At 61.5% G+C, this 25,040-nt stretch carries 25 protein-coding genes, 2 pseudogenes and 1 riboswitch; of the genes and pseudogenes, 13 read left to right on the plus strand and 14 right to left on the minus strand.

The features are described from left to right. Nucleotides 1-78 precede the first annotated feature (78 nt). From GWE18_RS35025 to GWE18_RS35040, 4 genes and pseudogenes are all read right to left on the minus strand, one after another. Nucleotides 79-1,569, minus strand: a complete 1,491-nt coding sequence (locus tag GWE18_RS35025; protein WP_275190229.1) for a DUF1254 domain-containing protein — start codon at nt 1,567-1,569, stop codon at nt 79-81. Between the two features lie 901 nt (nt 1,570-2,470). Beyond that, a complete protein-coding gene (locus tag GWE18_RS35030; RefSeq protein ID WP_275190230.1) occupies nt 2,471-2,932 on the minus strand; it encodes a GNAT family N-acetyltransferase in 462 nt (153 codons plus the stop codon). Between the two features lie 29 nt (nt 2,933-2,961). Continuing rightward, a pseudogene (locus tag GWE18_RS35035) lies at nt 2,962-3,753 on the minus strand (ATP-binding protein); the annotation flags it as partial. Between the two features lie 60 nt (nt 3,754-3,813). Next, nucleotides 3,814-4,500 (minus strand): annotated as a pseudogene (locus GWE18_RS35040) (GAF domain-containing protein); the annotation flags it as partial. 1,272 nt (nt 4,501-5,772) lie between these two features. Here GWE18_RS35040 and GWE18_RS35045 point away from each other — a divergent pair. Further along, a complete protein-coding gene (locus tag GWE18_RS35045) occupies nt 5,773-6,018 on the plus strand; it encodes a DUF2934 domain-containing protein (protein WP_275190231.1) in 246 nt (81 codons plus the stop codon). A 219-nt stretch (nt 6,019-6,237) separates the two neighbouring features. On the opposite strand, the gene GWE18_RS35050 is transcribed toward GWE18_RS35045, so the two are convergent. The 3 genes from GWE18_RS35050 to pcaB are packed head-to-tail and all read right to left on the minus strand — an operon-like array spanning nt 6,238 to nt 8,100. Further along, nucleotides 6,238-6,519, minus strand: coding sequence for a tripartite tricarboxylate transporter substrate-binding protein (locus GWE18_RS35050; protein ID WP_275190232.1), 282 nt, complete (start codon nt 6,517-6,519; stop codon nt 6,238-6,240). A gap of 9 nt (nt 6,520-6,528) precedes the next feature. Then, nucleotides 6,529-6,723, minus strand: coding sequence for a hypothetical protein (locus tag GWE18_RS35055; RefSeq protein ID WP_275190233.1), 195 nt, complete (start codon nt 6,721-6,723; stop codon nt 6,529-6,531). A gap of 27 nt (nt 6,724-6,750) precedes the next feature. Further along, a complete protein-coding gene (gene pcaB, locus GWE18_RS35060; protein WP_275190234.1) occupies nt 6,751-8,100 on the minus strand; it encodes a 3-carboxy-cis,cis-muconate cycloisomerase in 1,350 nt (449 codons plus the stop codon). 124 nt (nt 8,101-8,224) lie between these two features. Here pcaB and GWE18_RS35065 point away from each other — a divergent pair, with 124 nt between their 5' ends. After that, on the plus strand, nt 8,225-9,007 hold the full coding sequence (locus GWE18_RS35065; protein ID WP_275190235.1) for a GntR family transcriptional regulator: 783 nt from the start codon (nt 8,225-8,227) through the stop codon (nt 9,005-9,007). 57 nt (nt 9,008-9,064) lie between these two features. Here GWE18_RS35065 and GWE18_RS35070 read toward each other — a convergent pair whose 3' ends face one another. Continuing rightward, nucleotides 9,065-9,514 (minus strand): YbhB/YbcL family Raf kinase inhibitor-like protein, encoded by a 450-nt coding sequence (locus GWE18_RS35070; protein ID WP_275190236.1) that lies wholly within the window; start codon nt 9,512-9,514, stop codon nt 9,065-9,067. Nucleotides 9,515-9,718: 204 nt separating this feature from the next. Here GWE18_RS35070 and GWE18_RS35075 point away from each other — a divergent pair, with 204 nt between their 5' ends. Then, nucleotides 9,719-10,726: an MBL fold metallo-hydrolase gene (locus GWE18_RS35075; protein ID WP_275190237.1), complete on the plus strand. Its 1,008-nt coding sequence runs from the start codon at nt 9,719-9,721 to the stop codon at nt 10,724-10,726. Nucleotides 10,727-10,749: 23 nt separating this feature from the next. Continuing rightward, entirely contained in the window at nt 10,750-11,895 is a 1,146-nt protein-coding gene (locus GWE18_RS35080) for a CapA family protein (RefSeq protein ID WP_275190238.1), read from the plus strand. 82 nt (nt 11,896-11,977) lie between these two features. Here the strand turns inward: GWE18_RS35080 and GWE18_RS35085 are convergent, their stop codons facing one another. Further along, nucleotides 11,978-12,235 carry a hypothetical protein gene (locus tag GWE18_RS35085; protein ID WP_275190239.1) on the minus strand — a complete coding sequence of 86 codons (258 nt, stop codon included), beginning with the start codon at nt 12,233-12,235 and terminating at the stop codon, nt 11,978-11,980. Between the two features lie 272 nt (nt 12,236-12,507). Here GWE18_RS35085 and coaD point away from each other — a divergent pair, with 272 nt between their 5' ends. The 6 genes from coaD to GWE18_RS35115 all read left to right on the plus strand — a co-directional run bounded on the left by coaD (nt 12,508) and on the right by GWE18_RS35115 (nt 17,276). Then, the gene (gene coaD, locus GWE18_RS35090) at nt 12,508-13,005 is read left to right on the plus strand and encodes a pantetheine-phosphate adenylyltransferase (RefSeq protein WP_275190240.1); all 498 of its coding nucleotides are present in this window, start codon (nt 12,508-12,510) and stop codon (nt 13,003-13,005) included. 47 nt (nt 13,006-13,052) lie between these two features. Beyond that, the gene (locus tag GWE18_RS35095) at nt 13,053-13,595 is read left to right on the plus strand and encodes a peptidylprolyl isomerase (RefSeq protein WP_275190241.1); all 543 of its coding nucleotides are present in this window, start codon (nt 13,053-13,055) and stop codon (nt 13,593-13,595) included. 7 nt (nt 13,596-13,602) lie between these two features. Then, nucleotides 13,603-14,040: a hypothetical protein gene (locus tag GWE18_RS35100; RefSeq protein WP_275190262.1), complete on the plus strand. Its 438-nt coding sequence runs from the start codon at nt 13,603-13,605 to the stop codon at nt 14,038-14,040. Beyond that, the gene (locus tag GWE18_RS35105) at nt 14,016-14,480 is read left to right on the plus strand and encodes a peptidylprolyl isomerase (RefSeq protein ID WP_275190242.1); all 465 of its coding nucleotides are present in this window, start codon (nt 14,016-14,018) and stop codon (nt 14,478-14,480) included. The genes GWE18_RS35100 and GWE18_RS35105 overlap by 25 nt, the downstream gene beginning before the upstream one ends. Before the next feature lie 112 nt (nt 14,481-14,592). Then, nucleotides 14,593-15,669 carry a tRNA preQ1(34) S-adenosylmethionine ribosyltransferase-isomerase QueA gene (queA, locus tag GWE18_RS35110; RefSeq protein ID WP_275190263.1) on the plus strand — a complete coding sequence of 359 codons (1,077 nt, stop codon included), beginning with the start codon at nt 14,593-14,595 and terminating at the stop codon, nt 15,667-15,669. A 296-nt stretch (nt 15,670-15,965) separates the two neighbouring features. Beyond that, a complete protein-coding gene (locus tag GWE18_RS35115) occupies nt 15,966-17,276 on the plus strand; it encodes a sorbosone dehydrogenase family protein (protein WP_275190243.1) in 1,311 nt (436 codons plus the stop codon). Nucleotides 17,277-17,372: 96 nt separating this feature from the next. Here the strand turns inward: GWE18_RS35115 and GWE18_RS35120 are convergent, their stop codons facing one another. The 4 genes from GWE18_RS35120 to GWE18_RS35135 form a co-directional block, all read right to left on the minus strand. Next, on the minus strand, nt 17,373-18,398 hold the full coding sequence (locus GWE18_RS35120) for an aspartate-semialdehyde dehydrogenase (RefSeq protein ID WP_275190244.1): 1,026 nt from the start codon (nt 18,396-18,398) through the stop codon (nt 17,373-17,375). A 252-nt stretch (nt 18,399-18,650) separates the two neighbouring features. After that, nucleotides 18,651-19,268 (minus strand): PepSY domain-containing protein, encoded by a 618-nt coding sequence (locus GWE18_RS35125; RefSeq protein ID WP_275190245.1) that lies wholly within the window; start codon nt 19,266-19,268, stop codon nt 18,651-18,653. A 250-nt stretch (nt 19,269-19,518) separates the two neighbouring features. Beyond that, nucleotides 19,519-20,259: a TetR/AcrR family transcriptional regulator gene (locus tag GWE18_RS35130; protein WP_275190264.1), complete on the minus strand. Its 741-nt coding sequence runs from the start codon at nt 20,257-20,259 to the stop codon at nt 19,519-19,521. Between the two features lie 137 nt (nt 20,260-20,396). Further along, nucleotides 20,397-21,575, minus strand: a complete 1,179-nt coding sequence (locus GWE18_RS35135; RefSeq protein ID WP_275190246.1) for a patatin-like phospholipase family protein — start codon at nt 21,573-21,575, stop codon at nt 20,397-20,399. Nucleotides 21,576-21,843: 268 nt separating this feature from the next. Here GWE18_RS35135 and GWE18_RS35140 point away from each other — a divergent pair, with 268 nt between their 5' ends. The 3 genes from GWE18_RS35140 to GWE18_RS35150 all read left to right on the plus strand — a co-directional run bounded on the left by GWE18_RS35140 (nt 21,844) and on the right by GWE18_RS35150 (nt 23,950). After that, complete coding sequence (locus tag GWE18_RS35140) at nt 21,844-21,984, plus strand: hypothetical protein (RefSeq protein WP_275190247.1); 141 nt, start codon at nt 21,844-21,846, stop codon at nt 21,982-21,984. 1,051 nt (nt 21,985-23,035) lie between these two features. Next, nucleotides 23,036-23,338 carry a hypothetical protein gene (locus GWE18_RS35145; RefSeq protein WP_275190248.1) on the plus strand — a complete coding sequence of 101 codons (303 nt, stop codon included), beginning with the start codon at nt 23,036-23,038 and terminating at the stop codon, nt 23,336-23,338. Nucleotides 23,339-23,692: 354 nt separating this feature from the next. Further along, entirely contained in the window at nt 23,693-23,950 is a 258-nt protein-coding gene (locus GWE18_RS35150; RefSeq protein WP_082646284.1) for a DUF3551 domain-containing protein, read from the plus strand. Between the two features lie 146 nt (nt 23,951-24,096). Here GWE18_RS35150 and GWE18_RS35155 read toward each other — a convergent pair whose 3' ends face one another. Continuing rightward, on the minus strand, nt 24,097-24,771 hold the full coding sequence (locus tag GWE18_RS35155) for a class I SAM-dependent methyltransferase (protein ID WP_275190249.1): 675 nt from the start codon (nt 24,769-24,771) through the stop codon (nt 24,097-24,099). Further along, a riboswitch (TPP riboswitch) is annotated at nt 24,762-24,857 on the minus strand. Its footprint overlaps the gene before it by 10 nt. Nucleotides 24,858-25,040: the final 183 nt, after the last annotated feature.

The raw sequence follows: 25,040 nt of genomic DNA on the forward strand, positions 1-25,040 counted from the left end.
AAATGCTCCTTGGAGAAGCGAGGCGCATCAAGCGCCTCGCTTGGATCGAAATCGGGGAAATACGCGCCGTGTCATACGTCACTTCGCTTGCTTGCCTGATCCCACCGTTGCTGCCGATCCGATTTTTTCGAAGTCAGGTAATGCCCACGACTTGTCGAAGAACGCTTCGGTCGGGCCGTAGAAGCGGAAGTAGGTGAACCATCCCTTGTCTGGTTCGGTCTGCACCCAGTTCGCCTCTTTGCCCTGTGGGGCCTTGGGCCCGAAATAGACGTCCACAGAGCCATCCTGGTTCTTCACAAGATCCTCCTTGCGGGAGGAAAGGTCCGGACGTCCTTGTTCGGTGACGACCATCTGTCGCGTATCTTCGTCATAGGCAGTGACGGACCAGAACCCCTTGGCTGGAGGATTCGCCGGAATGTGCAGTTTGTATGTGTTGCCGCCACTGAGCCAGTTGCTATCGCGGTCCTTGTAGGCCGCGATATAGCGTTGTCCAACGCCGGGCGTCTGGGTCAGCATAGCCTTCGAGACGACGACAGCCTCGTAGAACCAAGCGGCGCGCTCGTCGAGCTGATCATAGCCGGGCATGCGTTGGTCCACGGACACCACGAGCGCGTGCTTCCAGTTGGTGCCCGGCCAGAAGGGAGGTTCCACACGCTTGTCTGAGGTGTTGGCCTTGGCCATCGCTTCGCCAACGACCACCGCCTCTTCGAGAATCTTCTTCTGGCGCGCATCCGGGTTGAATGGCTTGCCTTTCTCGATTCCCAGGAACCGGAGCTGCGCCAGGATCAGGCGGTCCCTCTCCATTACGGGTTCGCTCTGGATGACCTTGTTGAGGCTTTCCCAGTAAGCCATGCCGCGCGGCGGCATCTGGCTCCACTTCATATCGCCAGCATGGCGGACGGGCATCACTTCGCCAATCCCGTTCGGTGACCACTTATAAGTTTTGAGTCCCGGAATCAGTTCGCGGATCGCCTTCTCCTTGTCTTCGCCAAGTAGCCGGACGCCGAAAAGCACCGTTCGCCCTGGAGACTGTACGACATAGTAGCCATCTGGGTTTACCATCTCGTGGCCGGGCGGCAGGATCAGATACTTTCCCCCCTTGCCTTGGTCTGGTCCGACCACGCCTGTGTCCGCAAGAACGCGCTGCCACGGGTCGAGGACCATGCCGGCCATCAGCCCTGCGGGGAGTTCGAACACAATGGGCCCGCTCTCCTCGAGATCAACCAGCGTCAGGATGTACGGCGTCGTATAATTCGGCGTGAGGATGCCGAGCTTCTCCTTGAAATCAAGGTACGACAGCAACTCACCATTCTTTGCCTTGAAGACGTCGCGATGAGCCAGCCGCCATTCGGCGAGACCGACTGCCGGGATTCCCCAGATGTACGCTTGGGTCGCTCGCTGGAAGTCCATCTCGTCATAGAGTTTCTGCACCGTCTCCTTTGACGGATAGCCGCTCTCGAAGGTGAGCTTGCCGATATGGGTATCGAGCGTTTCTTGCGCCAACGCGGGCGCAAACGCGCACAAAGAGATGAGTAGAACGGACGTCAGGGCTGAGCTTCTGGTTCTCATCGACTTCCTCCTTAAGTTATCGGGACACTTCTCGCTGCTTGGACTCCTTGTTCTGAGCGAAAGCGACTAAGGGAAAGTCGTCTACGTAAAGGGAAGTCGTCTACGTAGTTCGTGCCAAAGTTGATACGCCATTATGCTGCAGCGCACTGCCATGAGCGAGCGTGCAACTTAAGGCGTGAGCAACTATAACGATAATAGCTCTACTGGTCAGATCACTGCGCCAGACGCGACACTCTATGAAAACTTTTGGAGTGTGCCACGCTTGGATACTTCGAACCGATGAGCGCGCTGCTTCACTTTAATCCACAGGCAAACGGCGCTGTTCCTATTCCGTTTTGTTGCTAGCAAACTCTGACCGACTGCTGAACGTAGGTATAGCCGTTCCAAACAGACTGAGTTTGATAGCAGGACCCGTAAGCGGCTGCGGCCCCGAGTGCGGCGCCAGCCGCCACGCCCGCGGCTGCGGGATATCCCCAACCTCTGCCGTAATAGCCTCCACGGTAGTAACGACCACCGGCCCATCGGGTGCCACCGCCGTGCCAGCCGGGCCTCACTCCGGGGTGGACCCCGCCGTGAAATCCGCCGGCATGAAATCCGCCCGCTCGACCACGGGGACGTGCATCGGATTCAACAGGTACTAGGGTTAGACCAGCGGCGATTAGGCTTAGAGCCAATACGGAGGTGGTTGGGCGCATGGGTTGTACTCCCTTTACAGTGCACCTTTTGGGCATTTTTTTGCGAACGCAACCGATACGAGTTTGTTCCGGCTATCTCGAGTAAATTTCGTTCAATCTCGCTCTTGCGAGACAAACCACAGAGCGACATCACGATGGTTCTCGTGTGAGCCAGAATCCGCTGCCCTCCCTGGATATGAACCATGTCCTATGACCCCTAACCAGACCTACGGACGGTTGTCCAATGATCGCTCCATGATAATCGTGCGCTCTTCACCATAGTAGCTATCGCGCACGGTCTTGAACCCAAGTTGCACGTAGAATGTTTCGGCGCTGAGTGAAGAAGGGACAGCCAACCTAGGGATATCTCTCTCGCGTGCCGTGCGCTCAATCTCGGCCATCAGCAGCTTGCCTATACCCCGGGCCTGAACGTCAGGGGACACGAAGACCGTACGGACTACGCTTCCATCGAGGCTTGCTGTTCCAACGACACGACTACCAATCGCGGCAACAAAGACGGTGCGCCTGGCGATTAGCTGCAGAACGGCGCTCGGACTAAAGCTGTGCTCGATCCTCTCGATGATCTCTCTTGCATAATCCTTCGCATTGGTTTCGCGCAATGTACGCAAAATGACCGCGCTTATTTCGTCGGCGTCGTCTTCACGCGCCGGCCGGATCGTGCATTCCATCGGTCGCCTCCGCTTGCCCAAGAGTCGCATCATTCCGTGGCAAACGGCGCTTCGCGCGGCACGACGATCCGGATTTTCGTTCCCGCGCCAGGCCTGGTTTCCAGATTGATCCGGCCACCCAGCCGATTGGTCACGATGTTGTGGACGATGTGCAATCCCAGGCCAGTGCTGCCCTGGTCGCGCCGGGTTGTGAAAAATGGATCGAACACCTGGCGCTTGACCTCCGGGCTCATTCCGCAGCCATCGTCCGAAAACAGCACTTCAACGTTGTGCTTGCCCAACGCCTGGGCCGCAATATGGACGGATCCTCGTGCGCCGTCCGGAAAGGCGTGCACCGCGGAATTGAGAACCAGGTTGGTGAGCACCTGGCCGTAAGGTCCGGGATAGCTGTTCATGGCGAGGTCGGGCTCGCATTCGACGCTGACCACAAGATTTCTGCGCAGCCCGAACCGCAGTCCTTTGATGACCTGCTCGGTCACCTGGCCGAGATCAAAGGCTCTCCGGTCCGAAACGTTGCGATCCGAAGCAACCTGCTTGAACGACTGTATCAAATCGATCGCGTGATTGAGGTTGATCATGATTTGCGATGCCGCCTCCCGGCTTGCCGCAATGAATTCAGCTAGGGCCGACCGGCGCACGCCGCCGCTCGCGACATCGGCTTCAAATCGATCGGTCTTGTTCAGGAGTGCCGAGGCGACGGTCAGGCTGGTACCGACGGGGGTGTTGATCTCGTGAGCTACACCCGCCACCAGCCTTCCCAGCGCGGCCAGCTTCTCGGTCTGTACGAGACTGTCCTGCGCGGCGCGGAGATCCTCGAGCGATTGCGACAACTGCCTTGTGCGTTCCTGTACTTCCGCGAACAGCCGCGTGTTCTCGATCGCGATGACGGCCTGACCGGCGAAGGTTTTCAGGAGCTCGACCTGCGCCTTGGGAAACAGTTGCGGCTCAAGCCGCATCACCGCGATGGCGCCGATCGCGACCTCGTCACGCAGCATCGGCACGACGAGGATGCTGCGATAGCCTGATGTTCTCTGCAGTTCGCTGTATCCGCCGGAGACGAGCACATCCGGCTCGTGCACGAGGCGGCGCTCGCGGATTGCGACCGAGATCAGGTTGTTGCTGCTTAGCGGGGCAGGGTAGGCCTTGCGCACCGCGGCCACCGATTCCGGGGAGAACTGATCGTACGCGACGAGATGTACATGATCTCCATCCCGGCGATAGACGGCGCTCAACACACTCTGGCAAAGCCGCGCTGCGTTCTTGATGATCCTGTCGAACACCGGCTGAATACCGGTCGGCGAGTCCGAGATGAGGCTCAAGACTTCGGCTGTCGCTGCTTGCCGCTCCCGGGCGTCCTGAAGTTCGAGGGCAAGCTGTTCGACTTCGGTGTTGGCGGGACTTTCGACTTTCGTTTTTGCGGGGCTTTCGACTTTCGTTTTTGCGGGGCTGGAGGCGCGTGCTGCTTTTGGCGCAGGGCGGCGCTTTGCCGTGGTCGTCGCGTGGCTTCTCGATCTGGTTGGTCCGCCGCCTGCTTTCATTGCCTGCCCCAAGCCTTCCGGATAAGCCATCGTATCGGCTTAAGCCTGCAAAGGGAAAGGGCATCCGTGGTCTGCTTGGTTCAAAACAGAACTCACGGCTGGTTTTTCCGCGTCCGCTGCTCGCGTTTCGGCTGGCCGCGAAGCCCAATGCCGGCGGCTGTTAGCGGTGCTGATTGGAGTGACAGTTCACCGAAGATCATCCCACAGAATGGTGCATTAGCGGCGAACCGTGGTATCCCGGCGATCAGCGTGAGCGCTATTGACACGGGAGCCTAGCGACGGCGGCAGCGATTGTTCAAACATGTGAACTCGTTCACAGCCACTTGCGCTCTTCCGGTACATAACGTGGCTGCGGAGGGCGCACGCTATGACCCAACCTGCAAAGCGCATACCCACATGGCTGACGATTGACGTGCTGGTGATCGTCATATCGCTGGCGATTATCGGGATCGGAATCGGGATCGGGATTGCTCCCTAGCCACGAACATGAGCCGGATCGGTTCTGACAGCTAGCAGTACTACCAAAATTGGTACATCCAGATTGCCGGGTTTCCGAACGGTTCAGTTTTCATAACATCACGGACAGAGGAGCTCTCTTGTGTGCGCGCTCCGGCGAGAAAACCGCGTTGGCTCAATCCAGCCCCCTGTACAGCAGCCAAGGGCATGTATCTCGTCGGGGCGCGCAAGCAAGAATTGCCTGGCACAACGCTCCTCGGGAACGCTGTGGATGTGCCTGGAAGCGGAACGGCGGTGAATATGCGTGGTCGTTTTCACGGATTAGTCGAGTGTTTGGTGTATCAAGCACCAAACGCCGCTGCCCGGGTTGCATCGGCTGCGAACAGACCGCTGCCGGGCGGCCAAAAAACGCCTCGACGGACACGGGGCTTTCCGATGTGGGCATTTCTTACGATAAATCCTCGCGCTGGCAGAAACTCGCGGCCGTACCCGAGGAAATTTTTCGAGCGCCAAGTGTAAGACAAAACCCACGTGCCGACCACGACCGGCGCGGATCCGCGCTGCTCCCGAGCGAGGCCATGCTGGTCACATAGCTGCGGCTTTGGCGCAGCCCTGCGCCGCCCAGTCGCCTCGGGTTGGATACCTCGGAGCGAGGAGATGCCAGAGTGTTCATCAGGCTGGGGCCGTAAGTTCGACGACCCGATCGCGCCGGCGGGCGGCGGCAGGCTCGTCCCTGATCGCAATCCGACCAGGCAATCCAATCGACACAAGCGGTTAAGGTTTCATTAACCCTAGGGAGCGAGACTTTACCTGCCGGGGCTGGGCGCATCATGAAGGGAAAATCCCATGCCAAATCTGGAAGAGGCCATTCGCGAACGTGCCTACCACCTCTGGATCGCCGATGGTCAACCCGAGGGCCAGGCGGACATCTATTGGCTCAATGCTCAACGCGAAATTCTCACGACATCAGTTGAAAGTTCAGGCAGCAACGCTGCCGCCGCAGCGCCCACCGACACGAGATTGGTTGCGACGAAATCCACTAAAAAGGCAAAGGTCGCCCGATTGGGAAAAAACAAAACCCGCGCCGCATAGTTCCACGCGAGCATTGTCACGCGGACCCGTGACGATGACTCCGTCATCAGCGGAGCGGGTAGCCCCGCTCCTGTTCGTCCAATCGAATCGAGGCCGTTTTTCAGGAATGCCGAGACAGTCGGGATTGGATTGCGAGAAGTACCGGCGCTTCCGCGGCCGTTTCGTGGGAGCGTTCATCAACTGCCGCCCGTTCCAAGATCGCGCAGCACCCGGGTGAAGTTAGACGAGGACAAGCCGTTGGCTAAGCAGGAAGCGATGATGCGCCGAGAGTAAGCGACTCGGCAGTCCTGACCACCGCGGCGATGGTGGCGCTGCCGCCGCCCGCCAAGATGGCCTGGCGACGTCGTTCGATTGCCTACGGAGGCGCAGGTTGCGAAAGAGCCCGACGCTGGACACGTGCGTGCCGGCCTGGCCGATCTGAATCGTATAGCCGTCAGCTGTCGCACGCGCGGCCCTGGTCGAACCGATCGTTCCGCCGGCCCCGGCGACGTTTTCGACCACCAGCGTTTGTCAGAGATCCCGCGAGAGGAATTCCGCATAGATGCGCGCGATCGCGTCGGTCGGCCCTCCGGCGGCGGACGGCGCGATGACGTTGATCGGCCGGTCCTGGTAACTCGTCTGGGCACGCAGGATCGACGGCATGCAGAGCGCGCCTGCCAGGCCGAAAGTGACGGCGCGGCGGTCAAGAGTGCGGGTCACCATCATGTCCGGTCCTCCCAGATGTCGCTTTGCTTATCGTTTGATTTGACGGGCGAGCACGCGGTCGACCATCTCTCCGGCCGTTCCGAGATAGTTGGACGGTTCGCACAAAGCGGCGAGCCGATTGTGCGGCAAGGCGGATGCGATCGCCGGCCGCCTCAGCAACGCATCGAGGAGTGCGTCACCGCGATCGAACGCATCGCGGCAGGCGGCGTAGACCTCGTCATGCGCAAGCTGACGGCCAAGCGCGGGCGCCAGCCCCATCATGACAGCTTCGGCGACGATCAGGCCGCGCGTGGAATCGAGGTTTCGCTTCATCGCAGCCTGATCGACGGTCAGGCCCGAAAGCATGAATTGCGCCTGTGCCAGCGACCCGGCCGTAAGAAGACAGACCTGGGGCAATGCCAGCCATTCGCAGTGCCAAGGCCCGGTGGCGCGCTCGAGATCCTGCACCATGGCATCTAACATCAGCGAGGCGGCGTCGCGGGACATTTTCGCGTTCGCCAGCAGAATTTCCGACGAGATCGGATTGCGCTTCTGCGGCATGGTCGAGGACGCCCCGCGATGCGAGGCGAAAGGTTCGAACACCTCGCCGATCTCGGTCGCCATCAGGATCATGATGTCGTAGCCGATCTTGCCGAGTGCGCCGCAGATTACCGCCAGCGTCTGCGCCAGTTCGACCAATCCGTCGCGGGCGACGTGCCAGGTGATGTCAGGCTCAGTGAGACCGAGGGCGCGAGCGTAGGCGGCGCGCACATCCAGTCCGCGCGCGCCGAGCGAAGCCAGCGTTCCCGCCGCGCCGCCGAGCTGCGCCTGAAGGGCGCGCGGCTTGGCTTGTTCGAGCCGAGCGGCCGAGCGCTGCAGCGCCGAGAGCCAGATCGCTGCCTTGTGCCCGAACGTAATCGGCAGGGCCTGCTGAAGATGGGTTCGTCCCGCCATCGGCGTATCGTGGTGGAGGCGGGCGAGACCCGCGAGCGTGGCCATGACCTCAGCGAGCTGGGTTTCGATCAGCGCAACCGCTTCGCGCAGTTGCAGCACGGTCGCCGTGTCCATGATGTCCTGGGTGGTCGCCCCCCAATGCACGTAGCGGCCGGCTTCGCCCAGGTGCTGCGAGAGCTGGCGTACCAGGCCGACGATGGGATAGCCGACATTCTCGGTGTCGCGTTTCAACTGCTCGCTGTCGAGCGCGATCATCGGGGCCAGGCGCGCGATCGCCTCGGCTGCCTCGCGTGGGATCACGCCGGCTTCGCCCTGGGCGGTGGCAAGCGCCACTTCCGCCTGCACATAGGCCCGCAGCTGGGCATCGTCGGAAAACACCGCCCGCATGGCCGGCGTCGAGAACACGTCGCGATAGAGGGAGCTGTCGAAGATGATGCTGGCCACGGGCTTGCTTTACTCCCGGTTAATATGTACGGCCATATGATTGAGATGTACAAATTTGTCAAACGCTGGACGCGGTTCCACCGAAGCCGTGTTATGGCGCCCGGACCGCGAGAACCGTTTCGATATGCCAATCTACGAGGTTATCGCCCGCGATTTGCTGGAGGCGATCCAGCGGGGCCAGTACCCCGTCGGCGGCCTGATACCGACCGAACTGGAGCTTGCCGCGCGCTACGACGTGAGCCGGCAGACCGTGCGTGCGGCGATGCGCCGGCTCACCGAGCTTGGGGCGGTTTCGCGCCGGAAGGGCTCCGGCACGCGGGTTGAGACGCGCGAACGTCCGCAAGAGAGTTTTCAGCAGACGCTCGGCTCATTGAGCGATCTCGTAGCGCTCGCCGCGGCGACTGATCGCGACATCAGAAGCATCGACACCGTCGTGATGGATCGCAAGGCGGCGCGGCGCTTTGGCTGTCAGCCGGGTTCGCGCTGGCTGCGGATCGCCTATGTCCGTGCATCGACAAAGCCGAAGAGCCCGCCATTGGCCTGGGTCGATTGCTATTTCCAAGAGAGCTATGCGGATGCCGTCAGCGACATCAGGAAAGATCGCCGCCTGGTCTGCGACATGATTGCCGACAGTTACGGCGTGATCGCTTCCGAAGTACATCAAACGGTTGCGGCGACCGTCGTTCCGAACGAGTTTGCCAGGGCGCTGGGTGCAGAAGCCGGATCGCCCGCGCTCGAAGTCATCCGCCGATATCTGGACTCGCACGGCCGGCTGTTCGAAATATCGGAAAGCATCCATCCCGCCGGCCGATATGTCGTAACGTCGGTACTGAAGCGCGTCGGCAATCCGGGCGTGGCAGGCGGCCGCGCGACGCGATCTTCCGGCAAGACGAGACCGCGCGCCTGAGGCAGGCGAAATAATTTGGAAAACGGGAACGATGGTCAGAACGCCAATTCTGCCGGCCTATCTCTCATACGAGCCGACGAGGATAGCTTCTGCGATCGCGTGCTGGCGCGCCTCTCGCTCAATATCACGGCAGGACGCACCGGCTTTTGCCGGAAGGTGGTCCGTCGAGAGGGCGAGCAACCGGAAATGATAATGATGAGGTCCATGGCCCTGAGGTGGGCACGGGCCGCCATAGCCCACTTTCCGAAAATCGTTGACCGCCTGCTTCATTTTCATGTTCTGCGCGGCGCCGTCCGCAAGCTCCGTTAGCACTGGCGGAAGATCGTAAACCGCCCAATGATGCCATGTGCCTGCGGGCGCATCGGGATCGTCGCACAGCAGGACGAAGCTTTGCGTTCCGGCTGGCGCGCCGGACCATTGCAAAGGCGGCGACAGGTTTTCTCCATCGCAGGTGAAGCGTCGAGGGATGGCCGCTTTGTCAGCAAAGGCGTTTGAAACGAGCTTCATGGCTCTCTCCATCAAGGCTGCAGGAGACATCGGCTCGGGCTTGGCGAGCTCTCCCAGATGCAAAATCCAATAACGCTGACTAGATCCGGGAAGTTCATCGCACATTGACCAAAATCAGGCCCGCAAACAAAACGGGCGTTGCGCAGTTAAGTCAGAGTGGCGCCCGAGATCTGTAGAAAACCCGCTGCGGCAGAGTAGCTTGCGATGCGACCGATCTTCCATCCGAGCCTCGTCAACGGTCGCTACGGCGACCCGACGATTTATGTGGAGACGCTGTTCGAAAAGCACAGCCTGCTGTTCGATGTCGGAGAAATCGCTTCGCTGTCAGCGCGAAAGATACGACGTGTCGACCAAATCTTCGTCTCGCATGCGCATATCGACCATTTCGTTGGCTTCGACCATCTGCTCCGTTTGCTGGTCGGGCGCGAGAAAACGGTGCAGCTCTACGGTCCACCCGGCTTCGCGGAGCGCGTCTTTCACAAGCTTCAGGCCTATCGATGGAATCTGATCGAAGCCTATCCTTGCGATCTTGTTTTCGTTGTGAGCGAATTTGAAACGCCGAGTTCCATGTCCACCACGCGGTTCCGCCTCAAGAAGGCGTTTGCCGCGGAGCCATCAGTCTCGCACAAAAGCCTTGCCGGCGTGCTCTGCGACGAACCGACCCATCGCGTATCGGCCGCGATCCTTGAACACGGCACGCCCTGCCTTGCCTTTGCCCTGCAGGAAGCAGCGCATGTGAACATCTGGAAGAACCGATTGTCGGAGCGCGGACTTCCCGTTGGTCCGTGGTTGCGCTCCCTCAAGAAAGCCGTTGTCGAGCGTCGCGCGGACGATCATTTGGTCCATATCGACGGACCGGCGACATCGGATGATCGTGTTGTACCACTTGGCAGCTTGCGTGATCTCTTGACGGTCGCTGCCGGTCAGAAAATTGCCTATGTTACCGATGTCGCCGATACGCCGGCTAATCGTGCCGCCATCGTGGCGCTCGTTCGGAACGCCGACATCCTGTTCATTGAGGCCGCATTTGCCGGAGCGGACGCCGGATTGGCGAGGGACCGGGGCCACCTTACAACCACGGCTGCCGGGGAAATTGCGCGGGAGGCCAATGTGCGCCGCGTCGAGCCGTTTCACTTTTCTCCGCGTTATTCGGGAGAGGAGGAGCGGATGCTGGCCGAGGTGATGGCGGCATTCGCTGGACCTCACGCCTGACGCGGACGCTGGAGCAGCATTTCATGCCCGAGGAAAGACATTTGCCGGCTGCGCACAGGAAGTCGGTGCGGCTCTTTCTATGCGGCGATGTCATGTGCGGCCGCGGCATCGACCAGGTGTTGGCGCATCCCTGCAGCCCCGAGATTTACGAACATTACGTGCGATCGGCGGAGAGCTACGTGCAGCTCGCCGAGCAGGCAAACGGACCCATTCCACGGAGTAGCGGGCCGTCCTACGTTTGGGGTGCTGCATTGGACCAATTGGAGCGCATGCAGCCTGACGCGCGGATCATCAATCTCGAAACGGCTGTCACCCGCAGCAACGACCGTGCGAGCAAAGGCATCAACTACCGCATGAGCCCCGAGAATGCAGAATGTCTCGCGGCCGCCAAGATCGACTGCTGTGTATTGGCCAACAACCATATGCTCGACTGGGGCCGCGCCGGCCTGCTTGAGACGCTGACGACCCTGCAGAAACTCAACGTCAAAGCGACGGGAGCAGGACGCAACGATCGCGAAGCGCGCGCACCTACAGTGCTTAACCTTGCCAAAGCGCGGCTCCTGATCTTTTCATTCGGATCGACATCGAGCGGCGTCCCGCTCGAGTGGGCTGCGACGTCAGACGCTCCAGGCATCAACCTGCTGCCTGACCTGTGCGGGGCGAGCGCGTTGGAGGTCGCTGACCAGGTAATGGCGCAGAGGAGGCCGGGCGATCTCGTCGTCGTTTCGATCCATTGGGGATCCAATTGGGGATATCACATTCCGGATCAGCAGGCGATTTTGGCCCGGGCCCTCATCGACAAGGCAGGCGTATCGATCGTTCACGGGCATTCTTCGCATCATCCGAGAGCGATCGAAATCTATCGGGATCGTCTCATTCTCTATGGCTGCGGCGATTTTCTGAACGACTATGAAGGGATTCCTGGTGACGAGCGTTACCGTGACGACCTCGCGCTGATGTATTTCGCCGATCTGGATCCGGCGAGCGGATGCCTCGATGCGCTCAAACTGGTTCCTCTGCAGATCAAGAACTTTCGTCTCTCCATTCCACCGTGGCGGGACATTGAATGGATCCAGCAGAGACTCGATCGGGAAAGTCAGAAGTTCAGGACAAGGGTCATCCTTGATGCCGAACGGCAGCTCACGGTGTCGACCTTGGAGCAGCGTTAGAACGCAAATGGCGAGCAGGGGGGCATCCCTGCTCGCCATTACTGCGGTTCCCTGGAGGTTGATCGGAACGAAATCTACGCCGTTACGGGGTGCGGTCCGCGGTAACCAGGCGGGCTTCCCGGACCATCGACTTGGAGCCGGCGGCGCGAAGGCAGGAAGCCTCGAAATTTGGCCAGGCCTGCTGCGAGCAATCCTTGCCGACGGTGCGGATATCCAGGCGGTCACCCTTGGCAAGCACCTGCGGTACGCTGGCTTCGACCTGGGGGGCAAAGCCGGGCAATACAGTCAGCGCGGCAGCAATGAGCGCGGCAGCAGCGACTGCGGAAAAAGCTTTGATCATGACGGTCCCCTGTCATGGGCCTTCGCGGCCCGTCGTCTCGTTGGGTGGACTTGTAGCCAGCGCAAGTTTCCGGCCGTCTTCACCGGCCCCGAAAATGGTTTCGTCGCGGCCGAGTTTTGTTTCGTCGTCCATTGGCGGATGAAACATACCGTCCCGCCCAGGGAGACGCCCGGGCCCAAGACTGCTTCATTGGCCGATCCGAAATAAAAAGCCGCACCAGGGAGGAACCGGGCCCGGCTTGCCGGACCGCCCGGGGCGGGGTAGGAGGGACTATGTCCCGTATCGCGCTTTATCCCGGTTCATTCGACCCCGTCACCAACGGCCATCTGGACGTGGTCAGGCACGCCGTCACCCTGTGCGACCGCCTGATCGTCGCCGTGGCGGTCAATTCCAGCAAAAAGCCGCTGTTCTCGACCGAAGAACGCTTGGCCATGCTGCAGGAAGTATGCGGACCCATCGCCCAGAAGGCAGGCTGTGCCTTTGAGTGCGGGACTTATGACAACCTGACTGTCACGGCGGCCCAGAAGGCGGGCGCGACCATCATGATTCGCGGCCTGCGTGACGGCACCGACCTTGACTACGAGATGCAGCTCGCCGGCATGAACGAGGCCATGGCGCCCGAAGTGCACACGGTATTCGTTCCGGCCTCGCCGGCGGTCCGCCCGATCACCGCCACACTGGTGCGCCAAATCGCTCAGATGGGTGGGGATTTCTCAGCTTTCGTGCCGTCATCGGTCGCAGCCCAGCTCAAGGCCAAATTCGCCAGCTAGCCGCCCCGTCGGCGCTTTTCTACCCGACCTCTTGATCCGGAGTTTTCATGATCCGCATTCTCGCACTCGTCGCCGCGCTCGTCTGTGCGGTCCCCGCCATTGCGCAGCCGTTGCCCGCCAATCTCGACAAGGCGAATGCGATCGTGATCGACACCACCAAGGGCCGCATCGTGATCAAGCTGCGGAACGACCTCGCGCCCCAGCATGCCGAGCGCATCAAGCTCTTGGCGCGCGAGGGCTACTACAACAACGTGCCGTTCCATCGCGTGATCGAGGGATTCATGGCGCAGACCGGCGACGGCAAGAATTTCAATGGCACCGGCGGTTCGAAACATCCGAACCTGCCGGCCGAATTCTCCAACGTGCCGTACAAGCGCGGCATCGTCGGCATGGCTCGAACGAGCGATCCCAACTCGGCCAATTCGCAGTTCTTCATCATGTTCGCCGAAGGCGCGTCGCTGAACGGGAAATACACCGTGATCGGCGAAGTGGTGTCGGGCATGGACGTGGTCGACAAGATCAAGCGCGGCGAACCGGTCGTCGATCCCGACAAGATGGTGAAGGTGCAGGTCGCATCCGACATCAAGTGAGGCCATGATTTCGGCGCGCCGCAAGCCATACGTCTGGTTTGCCGCCACTCTCGTGTGGCTTGCGTCGGCGGCGCACGCATCGGCGCAACCGCAGCAACTCGACACCATCAAGGATGTCTTCGCTAAACTGTATTCCTGCTGGCAGCCGCCGCCCGCCTCGCGCGCCAACCCGATGGACATCACAGTCGTCGTCAGTTTCAACCGTGAGGGCGCCATTCTCGGTCAACCGAGGATTACCTATGAATCCGCAAACGCCGGCGATAACGACAGGATCGCGTACCGAATTGCCGTAATGGAGACATTGCAACGCTGTGCGCCGTTGCCATTTACCGAGGGACTGGGCGGTGCGGTTGCCGGCCGGCCTTTCGCTGTCACTTTCAGAACGCGCAAACGTCCACCCAAACCTGAAGAGAAAAGAGCATGGCTGATACAGAAAATACTTTGATCCTTGAAACCACCCAGGGCCCCGTCACCATCGAGATGCGCCCCGACCTGGCGCCAGGCCATGTCGCCCGCATCAAGGAACTGGTCCGCGACGGATTTTACGACGGCATCGTGTTCCATCGCGTGATTGAGGGTTTCATGGCGCAGACCGGCTGCCCGCACGGCACCGGCACCGGCGGCTCCGGCAAGAAGCTGAAGGCCGAGTTCAACAAGGAACCGCATGTGCGCGGCACCACCTCGATGGCCCGCGCCGCGAGCCCGGATTCCGGCGACAGCCAGTTCTTCATCTGCTTCGACGATGCTTCCTTCCTCAACGGCCAGTACACGGTCTGGGGCAAGGTCACCTCGGGCATGGAGAATGTCGACAAGATCAAGCGTGGCGAGCCGGTGCAGAACCCGGACAAGATCGTCAAGGCGCGGATGGCGCTGGACGCGGCGTAAATTCAACCCGTCATTCCGGAGGCCGCGCAACGCGCGGCAATCCGGAATCTCGAGATTCCGGGTTCACGCTTCGCGTGCCCCGGAATGACGCCAAGTGAGGCGTACCGGCGCCATGCGCACCGATCTCTTCGACTTCGAACTGCCTGCCACGAGCATCGCGCTCAGACCCGCAAGCCCGCGCGATTCCGCGCGGCTGCTGGTGGTGCAGCCCGACGGCGTGCTGCGCGACCGCTCCATTGCCGAGCTTCCGCAGTGGCTGGAGCCGGGCGATCAGCTCGTCGTCAACGACACCAAGGTGATCTCCGCCCAACTCAAGGGGCGTCGCATCGGCCGCGAGACCGAGCCGAAGATCGAGGCGACGTTGATCAAGCGGCTGGACGGGTCGCGCTGGCGCGCGCTGGTCAAGCCCGCCAAGAAGCTCGCGCCCGGCGACGTCGTTCGCTTCGGCAATGAGGGCAAGGTCTGCCTGCTCGGCCATCTCGACGCCGAGGTCGAGGCCAAGGGCGAAGAGGGCGAGATTACGCTGTCGTTTTCGTTTCATGGACCGGCGCTGGATCAGGCCATCGCCGATCTCGGCACGCCGCCGCTGCCGCCCTATATCGCCTCCAAGCGCACGCCAGACGAGCGCGACGCCGCCGACTATCAGACCATGTTCGCGGCGAACGAGGGTGCCGTGGCGGCGCCGACGGCAGGACTGCATTTCACGCCTGACCTGGAAGCAGCGCTGCGCGGCCGCGGTGTCGAACTGCACCGGCTGACCTTGCATGTCGGGGCAGGGACGTTCCTGCCGGTCAAGGTGGGGGAGACCTCCGAGCACAAGATGCATGCCGAGTGGGGAGCGATATCGGCCGGTACTGCGGACGCCTTGAACGCCGCGCGCGCCAATGGTGGCCGCATCGTTGCGGTCGGCACCACGTCGCTGCGGCTATTGGAGAGCGCTACGACCGAAGACGGCACGATTCAGCCGTTCGACGGCGAGACTTCGATCTTCATCACGCCGGGCTATCGCTTTCGCGCGGTCGATATTCTCATGACCAATTTCCACCTGCCGCGCTCGACGCTGTTCATGCTGGTGTCGGCCTTCTCGGGGCTGGAGACGATGAAGCGCGCCTATGCACACGCGATCGCCGGCGGTTACCGGTTCTATTCCTACGGCGATGCCTGCCTGCTGTTTCGCGCGCGGGATTGAGGCAAAGCAGGGCGTCCTCGCTCGAAAAAGAGGCCCGCCAATTGGGCGGGCAAAGGTTCAGGGAGGAAGCGCTCTGACAATAAAGCGCCAAGATTGTGTTTCTGCGATTCGGCCGATGTCGCCAAGATCGTAATACTACCGTCTCCCGCCACCACGCATCGGCATCGCGCGCTGTCTGGTGCTCACTGCCGCCTTCGCTCGAAAACGCATAGGTGCCAGCGAGTTCGCGCGCCGACGATGAGGTTCCAACGCTTCATGGCGTCGGATAGTGTGCGCGCCGTCAAGTGGAGAACTTCATGAACCTGTCGGGCATTTTCGCGCGCATCGTCGCGCTGGTCGGCGCCGTCGCGCTGTTGTGGCGCCGTCTGCAGGGATCCGCGCCGGCACCGGCGTGGGGTAACACGCCGAAGATTCCGGAGGCGAAGCCGCAAGGCGCCATCCCGACGCTCAAGATGCCGACGGCCCAGGGCTGGAGTGACGGGCAGAAGCCGACCGCCGCACCCGGGCTCAAGGTCAATGCGTTTGCGAAAGATCTAGACCACCCGCGCTGGATCAACGTGCTCCCCAATGGCGACGTCCTCATCTCCGAGGCGACCCAGATTGCGGGACCGCCGAGGAGCGTATTCCACTATGCAATGCAGGCGACGATGCGGCGTGCCGCGGCGCTCGGCGTCAGCGCCGACCGTATCACGCTACTGCGTGATCGCGACGGTGACGGCGTTGCCGAAGGCCGCGGGATTTTCATGGAGGGATTGAGTCAGCCGTTCGGCATGGCGCTGGTCGGCGACACCTTCTATGTCGGCAATACCGACGGCGTCGTCGCCTTTCCCTATGTAGCGGGCGCGGACCGCATCACTGCCGAGGGACGCAAGCTCGTGGCGTTCAAGCCGGGCGGGCACTGGACGCGCAGCCTGCTGCCGAGCGCGGACGGAAAGAAGCTCTATGCCGGCGTGGGCTCGCTCAGCAACATCGCCGAGGGCGGCATGGAGGTCGAGGAGGGTCGTGCCGCGATCTATGAGCTCGATCTTGCTGATGGCACGAGCCGCATCTTTGCCAGCGGCCTGCGCAACGCCGTCGGCCTCGCATGGGAGCCCAGCACAAGCGTGCTCTGGACGGTCGTCAACGAGCGCGACGGCTTGGGCGATGAGACACCGCCGGACTATCTGACGGCAGTGCGCGATGGCGGCTTCTACGGCTGGCCCTATTGCTACTGGGGGCAGACGGTCGACGACCGGGTGCCGCAGGATCCGGCTATGGTCGCAAAGGCGATCCAACCGGACTATGCGCTAGGCGGCCACACCGCCTCGCTCGGCCTTTGCTGGATGCCATCAGGCACACTTCCGGGTTTTCCTGATGGCATGGTGATCGGCCAGCACGGCTCCTGGAATCGCAGCACGCTGAGCGGCTACGCCGTCGTCTTCGTGCCGTTCGAGAACGGACGCCCGTCGGGCCCGCCGCGGGATATTCTGACGGGGTTTCTCGCTCCAGATGAGAAGGTCTCCTACGGACGACCGGTCGGGGTCACGCTCGGTCCCGACCGCTCGTTGCTGGTGGCCGACGATGTCGGCAACGTCATCTGGCGCGTGACGGGCGCGTACGTGCGGTAGGGTGGGCAAAGGCGCACCGCGCCGTGCCCACCATCGTTCCGCACCGTCGGTCACAATGGTGGGCACGCTTCGCTTTGCCCACCAAGTCCGTCACCTTCACGCCATCACTCGCTGCGGTAGCAATTCCGCTATCTGGACCGCATTCAGCGCCGCGCCCTTGAGGAGCTGATCGGCCGACACGAATATCGAGATCGAACGGCCTGAGGGATCACTAAGGTCCTTGCGGATACGGCCGACGAGAACGTCGTCCTGGCCCGACGCATCGATCGGCATCGGGAAGTAGTTCTTCGCGCGGTCGTCGACGATCTTGACGCCCGGCGCGTTCGACAGGATGGCGCGGACCTCGTCCTCGGTGATCGGCCTTTCGCATTCGAAGGTGATCGCCTCGCAATGGGCGCGCAGCACCGGCACGCGCACGCAAGTGACGCCGATGGCGATCTGGTCATCCTCGAAGATCTTGCGGGTCTCCTTGATCACCTTGGTCTCTTCGTCGTTGTAGCCCGTCTCGGGATCGATCGCCGTGTTGTGGCTGAACACGTTGAAGGCGTAGGGAAGCGGAATCACCTTGGGCGTGAACGGCTGTCCCTCGAGATAGGCGCGGGTCGATTCCACCAGCTCTTCCATCGCCGCGGCACCGGCACCGCTCGCCGCCTGATAGGTCGATACGATCATGCGCTTGATGCGGTTCTGGCGGTGGATCGGCCACAGCGGCACCAGCGCCGTGATCGCCGAGCAGTTCGGGTTGGCGATGATGCCCTTGTGATCGCGGATGCAATTGGCGTTGATCTCGGGGATCACCAGCGGCACGTTCGGGTCCATCCGGAACGCGGAGGAATTGTCGACCACGACCGCGCCGGCCTTGACGGCCGCGGGCGCGAACTTGCGCGAGATGCCGCTGCCGGCCGAGAACAGCGCGATGTCGACGCCCTCGAACGAATTTTCAGTGAGCTCCTCGATGACGATCTTCTCGCCGCGGAAATCGATGGTCTTGCCGGCCGAGCGGGCGCTGGCCAGCGCCTTGAGCTTGCCGACGGGAAAAGCGCGCTTGTCCATGGTGGCGATAAATTCGGCACCAACAGCGCCGGTCACGCCGGCGATGGCAACAACGGGTTCGTAGCTCACGGGTCTGTCCTCTGTTTGAGCATCAATGCTGCGGGCAATAAAAAAGCCCCGGTCCTTTTCAGGCGGGGCTTCGGTTCAGATAATGCGATCGTTCGACTACGCGCGCACGGCTCCCGAGCCCCCCGAGGGTGCTTTGGTTTTCGCGGTCGCTTTGGTCGAAGTCGTCATGGCGCGGACTTATGCGGCAGCTTGGGGCCGCCGTCAACGGGTTTCAGCCTTATCCGGGCTGCGACGGTGTCCAGACGAGCCCCGTCATCGCCGCCTTGCGGCGCCAGGAGGCTCGAGAATCACCTGCTTCAGGTCGCTGCCACTCATGACGACGATCGCGAAATTTAGCCGGCCGCGTTCGCGGATCAGGCCGCCGCTGATTGCCTTGCCCGACGCCGCTTGCTCGGCCACGCGAACGGCGTCCGCCAAGCGGTGCCGGATCGTCCTGAGTGCAACGAGGTTGCTGCGGTCCTCGGCATCGAGCGCCCTCAGGGGCAGGGCGGCTTCGCCGCCGACAGTCTTGCCAGTCGTGGCGTCGATCGCGTGTTGCCAGATGCGGTCGTTTTGAAGCGTCTTTATCCGGTAAACCGGCGACTCGGAGGCGCCGTCGAAGCTGACATCGGCGGTCGTCGCGCCGGCATGCAGGGCTTCGGCAATCGCCATGGCCTGGCTGAGCGAGACTGCCGAGCCGCGGAAGAGCTCGAGCTCGCGGTCGACCGCCTGCTGGTCGGACGCCGCGCCATCCCCGGCCTCATTGCGGAGCGAGGCGGGCTCGCCGCCCGCCGCCGTGATGGCATAGACCGGGGCAGGAAGGATGATCGCCACCAGGACGGCGGCGAGCAACTGTCTCCAACAGGGCGTACGCACGTTTGCAGTCTCCATCCTTGAGGCTGTCTCTGCCGGCGGACCGGCCGGATCGTGAAGGAAAGCGCGGCCGACCCTTTGGAGGCATACGGGTCGGCCGCGGAACGTCGCAAACGGGCAGTACCGCCGCTTGCGGCGATCGAAGCGGCGCGAGCCCGGCCGGGGACCAATGAAAGCAGGAACTCGCTCGCTTATAACAAAACCATACCGTATCGTTTTGTTTTGATCAAGGACGTCTCCGGTATGAAGCACCGTTCTCACGGAATTGTCAGCGGGAGGGGCGCCGCCGACCGGTTCGTTTGGGGATGGATTGAACGCGGCTCGATGGGCCAAGCGCACCGGCCAGGAACAGTCTGATCGCCAGGCGCATGCGTTTTTCGGCGGACTTCATCTCCAGCGGCGTTCCGAACGTCGCCATGCGGTGCGTGTGACCGACGACCACGTCGAGAAAGACCTCAGCAGCGATGCCGGTATCCTCGACGTCCATCGCGCCTTGTGCGACCAAACGATCAAAGAACCGCGCGGTGGTGGAAACGGCCTTCAACCAGCCTTCTTCCTTGCCGAGTTTGGCAATGTCGGGAAAGTTGATGGCCTGTGACGTCATCATGCGGCTGAACGCAACGGCATCGGGTCCGCAAGTGAACGTCAGCATCTCGCGGCCGACCTCTATCAGGCGCTGCTCAACCGAAATGTCCGAGGAGCGCGTGAGCTGCACCTCCGCCGCTTCAGCAAGCGGAGCAAGCCAGCGCGCAATCTCGCGCCTCAGCACCTCCGCAAACAGCCCGCGCTTGTCGCCGTAGCGCGAATAGACGGTGGGCTTGCTGACGCGGGCGGCTTCCGCAACCGCATCAAGCGAGGTCGCGTCGTAGCCCCGGTCCAAAAAAAGACGGGTGGCAACTTCGATCAGCCGCTGATCGCGCTCGATGGCGGCGCTTTTCGTCGGCCGGCCGCCGCGCGACTTCGTGACGTCTCGTTTCGCCGGCCTGGCCTTGGTCGCAGTCAATCCCATGCCCATTGATTCCTGCGCGGTCGTGATATCAGTCATTGCTCTATAACGCGAAGTAAGAGGGGCGTCATCGCGAATCTGGCCGAATTGGCCATATCCTAAACCGTCCATGGAGATCGTCGTTCCGCTCCGAAAGTGGCTCACGGAAGCGTCGAGGTCCAGGCGCGGCCCGACGCGGCCTTCTCATAGCCATGCTGATAGAGGGCGCGCATATAGGCGGTGTCGAAACCCTCTGAGCGCGACGCGGGATAGTCGCGCTCGATATAGGACAGATGGAAGCCCCACCGATTGCGCTTGGCGAAATCGTAGGTCGAGAAGATGACCGAGCGCGTCTGGGACTGGGTGATCGACGACAGGCTGCGTGAAGCGACGTCGAGCGTGCTGTTGGATACCAGCTCAAAAGCTCGTTCGAGCTTCTTGTTGACGAGGATGTAGATGTTCATCCGGCTGTTTCCGGGCAGACGTCCCTGGAACAGCAGGGCATCCGGCAGCGTCAGGACCGGAGCGGTCACGCCGCCGTCGACATGCATCTCCTCAAAGCGCCGACCCTGACCCTCGGCTTCGATCAGGATGGGCGGGAAGACCAGGGGAATGCTGGCGGAGGCCGCCATGACGTCGCGAAACAGGCGCAGCGCCTCGGGCGAACCGACCGCTGCGATTTTCCCCATGTCCCAAACGACCGTGCGTTGGGTGTCGAGATCGGTGGTCACCACAAGCAGTTTTCGGCCCTTGGCATTTTCGCGTGCAACGGCGGCCAGGATCTCCGGCCCGACATAGCGGGCCACCAACTCGCGCAGTCGCTTATTGCCGAACAGGCCGGATCCGAAGAGCACGCGGATGATGCTGGGATCATCGAGCAGGCTCTCCGCTATGCCGCTGGTGTAGACCTCCCTCAGCGTGTCGTCGTATTGGGACCCGAGAAACGCGAACGGCGCAATCAGGCCGCCGGTGCTCACGCCTGAGACGACCGAGAAGGCCGGGCGGGTGCCGGCCGCGGTCCAGCCGTTCAACACGCCCACGCCATAGGCGCCATCGGCGCCGCCGCCGGAAAGCGCGAGATAGGTCTTGGTTGAGGAGGGGGCGTCTTTCTCGAAACGGAATCTTGTGACGGGTTCGTCGGTGTAGCGCCGCAGGCCGTCGATATCGAGCACGCGGGAGCTAGAGGCATCCGCAGCGCTGTAGGGCGTGCGCGGCAGGGACGTGCAGGCGGCTAGCGCGAGGCTGCAGAGCAAGACGGCTGACCTGAGCAGGCGTGAGCCTGTGCTCCTGATCCGGCTGTCGGAGAGGATTGATCCTGTCAGGAAAGAGAGGGAGGGCATTTCCGTCAGTCACCGTACACACGCACTTGCCGCCGTCGGCCTCATCGCCAGCGGCGTTTCGTGTCCCTTTCATAAAACTATACGGTATCGTTTTGTTTAGCAAGCGGGAGGCTGAGGCGCCCGGGCGGCTCAATTGTGTCCGGCGTGGAACACGGGCTGCTCTGAAGCGCGCACTGGTGAATGAAATCTGACGCCTGGTGCCCACGCCGACACGCGAAATCGATCAAACGTGAACGTCACCTTAGCCTGGATCGTCGGATCGCAACCGTTGGTCAAAGTCGATTTCATTCCCAACTTCGGACATATCGCTGCATCGCACTATCTGACGCTATGTGCCACAGGGCAGACATTTGTGCTCTACGAGATGCGCGTCTCCAAAAAGGAAGTCCGCCTCGGGTTTCACCAGTGAGTTCATCGCTATATGCAGCGAGTGTACCCGTTCTCCATGTTGTTTAACGTATTCGTACGCGGCGTGCTCCCGATCTAAGTCTGGGTGGATGAGCTCACCTCGATACGTAAAAGCCGGCAGTGTTTTGCCAAAACCTTCTAACGCTTCGCGCCGCATGATGCGATAGCCCGTGGCAAAACCCATGTCTTCTCAACTAGCGGCGCTCCAGCCTGGACCAAGGCCTCGCTATCGACGGGAAGGCGAAGGAGCCGAGAGCACGTCTTGCCTCCGATGGTCTTGTAGAGCGTTTTGGTCCAGCATGAAGCTGGGGTGGCATTCGAACTTACCCGTGTGTGGACGGCGATCGTACGGTCCGACCGCAAAGCTCCAGCGAGTACAACGGGCGGAGCCGCCTCCTTGGGCGGCGTCGGGTTCCCGTGGCCATGGGCCGTGCTGGCGTGTGTCGCGCTGCTGGTGGCGATCATCGTGTCGTTCAGGCCGGCGGTCCCGGTCATCTGCGGCGACACTCCGTCCTTCGTGGAATCTGCGCTTCGCACGCTCGAGGGGGCGAGGCGGTCTTCAAGTGAACTGGTCTGTTTGATCCTTCTGCGCTGCATGGTCTGAGTCCATGACAGATGAACCAAAACGCATAGACGTTTTCCCGGCCGCATCAGTTTCGCTGGAACTGGGCGGAACTGTTTTTGCAGCAGCCGATTGAATCATCCCCAACACGCGCAAGGAGCGCTGCTGCCATGCGCCTTCAGACATATCGAGACGAAACCCGCTCCCGACACTTGGATTTAGTCGGCCGAGGCGACCACCCCTGGTCAATTGACCTGGTCGCCGTAACAGTTGCTGGCCTCCTAGTGGGGGGCTTCGCCTGTGCCATCGCGGCCCTGATGGGTCGCAGCTTCTGAACTTGCAACGGCACCGGCACGAGGAAAAATTCCGGCGCTTGGATGGGCGTGCGGGCCCCGTCGACAACAGCCCTCAGCAGCCAAGCCATCGTTGGAACGAAAACACTCTGAGGTAGTTTGGACTGGCGCTTCTTTCCGGTTCAGAGGAGCTGAGCATGAACAAAACCATCCTTGTTAGTCTTGCCATCTTCACTCTCTCCACTTCTGTCGCTTTGGCCGCGCAGCGGACTCAAAGCCGCGCGGTGAAGCCAAGCGCATCTGCCGCCGCGATAAACCCAAACCCATATGCCCGTCCGATGAACCCAAACGCAGCATTTGCTCGTATGGGTCCGTCTCCGGCCATCTTCGCGCCCGGTGCGAGCAACAGCGACCGCGAGCTGTATTTCCGAAATCTCCGCGACTCCGGGTACGATAAGAAGCAGGACTTCAGCCCGAGCGGGACCATACGGACGCAATAGCGTCAAGCCTCGTCGTCCATCTTCGTCTTGCCCTCCACCACCTTAGGCTGGGATGACAGCGCCCTGGGTGAGGCAAGGTGTTGAGGGTGCGCCGAAACGCGTTGTTGGCGGGTCGCCGTGCGTTTCGGCAGCGCCGGCTCGCGCGCTTGTGGTGCGCTCCGATACCGAGGAGGCGCCGCCTTAAGCGAGCGGTCGAGTTCGACGACCCGTCCGTCGACCAGTGCCAGCGCGCGAACGTGATTTGACACCCGCCGGGGGACTGTCTGCTTAGTGGTCGAAGACAGCCATCAAGGGAATCGGAGGACGCGGAAGTGCTCACCGCGGTCCCATCCGCCAGTCCCGCAAGAGATTCTGATGCGCATTTTGGCTTCCGCGATTTTGGCAGGCGCGACGCTCGCTACGGCTGCGCCGGCGCGCGCTCAGACATACGATCCAAACTACCCCGTTTGCTTACATATTTTCGGCCGGACCCCGTATTACGAATGCCGCTACACGTCGCTGCCTCAGTGCAACGCGTCGGCGTCGGGTCGCGCTGCCCAGTGCGTCATCAATCCATATTTCGCGCACGCGGAAGAGCCTGCGGGTTATCGGCGGCATCGCCGCCTCTACTAAGAGCGGCCGAGTGATTGAAGAAAAGCCCTCGACACCGTCTGCCGAGCACTTCCGGTCTTCCCCGATAGGCGGACATTGTCAGAGTCCGACGGCATGTCTCAAACGTGAATGAAGAGACATTCAACACCATCTAGAGTTACCCGTGGTCAGGGCCAGCAGCGCATAGACAATTCCAGACCGCCGTCGAATGGCAGCGTCATCGTTCGGAACCCATTAGCTCCAAGAAATTCGAAGTAGTCCGCGTAGTCGCCTCGATACTGCTCCGTATTGTCGCAGACCACGATGGCGCCCGACTTCAGATAGGGGTTAACCAACTCCAGTGCCGGTCGCGCCATGGCGATCCAGATATCCACCAGCATGAAATCCATTGGCCCATTGATGTGCTTGAGTGTTTCGCGCAGGTCGCCTTCACGTAGATCGATGAAACGGCTCAAGCCCGCCTGCTCGAAATGCGCTCTTGCGGCGCTGGCCTTACTTGGCTCGTATTCGGTGCCGATCACCACGCCGTCGCCGCCCGCGGCGTCGACATTGTCACGCACGGCAGCGGCGAGGTAGAGCGTCGAAACACCGTAGGACGTGCCCACCTCGACAATTCGGCGCGCATTGGTTGCACGGCAAAGCTGATAGCAAAATTCCGCCTTGTTACGGTCAAGCGCGACAAGCTTGTCGCTCCGAAAGGCCTTAACCTCGTCCTCCGTGAGTATATGCGCTTCCTTAGCCCGCTCAGCGTCGTAGCTTCTCATCGCCGCAACCTGCTCGTCGCTTCTGGCATGTAAGCCCGTCAGCAAGCATTCCAGTTCCGGATCGTGAATGACAGTCAAGGTCGGCTCCCTTCGCTGGAATGACCCAGACAGGTTCAACGGGTATGGTCTCAGTCCGCGCAGTGCAGACACCCCGGCAGGGCACAGCGTTTCAGTCAGATCGATCAATCGTCGTCAAGCGCTTGGAATGGTGGATCATCGATGTCGCAGTTGGGTCATTCGCTACCGAAATGGGATATCCGCGTGACATCCGCTTTCCTCCCAATAGCTACCGTACTATCGCGCCGCAACAACTGAGGCAAAGTGGCGAGTTTTATCCAATTGTGACG

This window comes from Bradyrhizobium sp. CSA112 (assembly GCF_029051645.1).
In the GTDB taxonomy this organism is placed as follows: Bacteria; Pseudomonadota; Alphaproteobacteria; order Rhizobiales; family Xanthobacteraceae; genus Bradyrhizobium.

What these genes read in the sequence shown, in the direction of transcription:
- GWE18_RS35125 (WP_275190245.1), bottom strand. Translation starts at nt 19,268, where the DNA reads ATGGAGACTGCAAACGTGCGTACGCCCTGTTGGAGACAGTTGCTCGCC.
- GWE18_RS35095 (WP_275190241.1), top strand. Translation starts at nt 13,053, where the DNA reads ATGATCCGCATTCTCGCACTCGTCGCCGCGCTCGTCTGTGCGGTCCCC.
- GWE18_RS35030 (WP_275190230.1), bottom strand. Translation starts at nt 2,932, where the DNA reads ATGGAATGCACGATCCGGCCGGCGCGTGAAGACGACGCCGACGAAATA.
- GWE18_RS35130 (WP_275190264.1), bottom strand. Translation starts at nt 20,259, where the DNA reads ATGGGATTGACTGCGACCAAGGCCAGGCCGGCGAAACGAGACGTCACG.
- GWE18_RS35080 (WP_275190238.1), top strand. Translation starts at nt 10,750, where the DNA reads ATGCCCGAGGAAAGACATTTGCCGGCTGCGCACAGGAAGTCGGTGCGG.
- GWE18_RS35135 (WP_275190246.1), bottom strand. Translation starts at nt 21,575, where the DNA reads ATGCCCTCCCTCTCTTTCCTGACAGGATCAATCCTCTCCGACAGCCGG.
- queA (WP_275190263.1), top strand. Translation starts at nt 14,593, where the DNA reads ATGCGCACCGATCTCTTCGACTTCGAACTGCCTGCCACGAGCATCGCG.
- GWE18_RS35055 (WP_275190233.1), bottom strand. Translation starts at nt 6,723, where the DNA reads ATGATGGTGACCCGCACTCTTGACCGCCGCGCCGTCACTTTCGGCCTG.
- GWE18_RS35070 (WP_275190236.1), bottom strand. Translation starts at nt 9,514, where the DNA reads ATGAAGCTCGTTTCAAACGCCTTTGCTGACAAAGCGGCCATCCCTCGA.
- GWE18_RS35105 (WP_275190242.1), top strand. Translation starts at nt 14,016, where the DNA reads ATGGCTGATACAGAAAATACTTTGATCCTTGAAACCACCCAGGGCCCC.
- GWE18_RS35150 (WP_082646284.1), top strand. Translation starts at nt 23,693, where the DNA reads ATGCGCATTTTGGCTTCCGCGATTTTGGCAGGCGCGACGCTCGCTACG.
- GWE18_RS35075 (WP_275190237.1), top strand. Translation starts at nt 9,719, where the DNA reads ATGCGACCGATCTTCCATCCGAGCCTCGTCAACGGTCGCTACGGCGAC.
- GWE18_RS35065 (WP_275190235.1), top strand. Translation starts at nt 8,225, where the DNA reads ATGCCAATCTACGAGGTTATCGCCCGCGATTTGCTGGAGGCGATCCAG.
- GWE18_RS35085 (WP_275190239.1), bottom strand. Translation starts at nt 12,235, where the DNA reads ATGATCAAAGCTTTTTCCGCAGTCGCTGCTGCCGCGCTCATTGCTGCC.
- GWE18_RS35145 (WP_275190248.1), top strand. Translation starts at nt 23,036, where the DNA reads ATGAACAAAACCATCCTTGTTAGTCTTGCCATCTTCACTCTCTCCACT.
- GWE18_RS35025 (WP_275190229.1), bottom strand. Translation starts at nt 1,569, where the DNA reads ATGAGAACCAGAAGCTCAGCCCTGACGTCCGTTCTACTCATCTCTTTG.
- GWE18_RS35045 (WP_275190231.1), top strand. Translation starts at nt 5,773, where the DNA reads ATGCCAAATCTGGAAGAGGCCATTCGCGAACGTGCCTACCACCTCTGG.
- GWE18_RS35115 (WP_275190243.1), top strand. Translation starts at nt 15,966, where the DNA reads ATGAACCTGTCGGGCATTTTCGCGCGCATCGTCGCGCTGGTCGGCGCC.
- coaD (WP_275190240.1), top strand. Translation starts at nt 12,508, where the DNA reads ATGTCCCGTATCGCGCTTTATCCCGGTTCATTCGACCCCGTCACCAAC.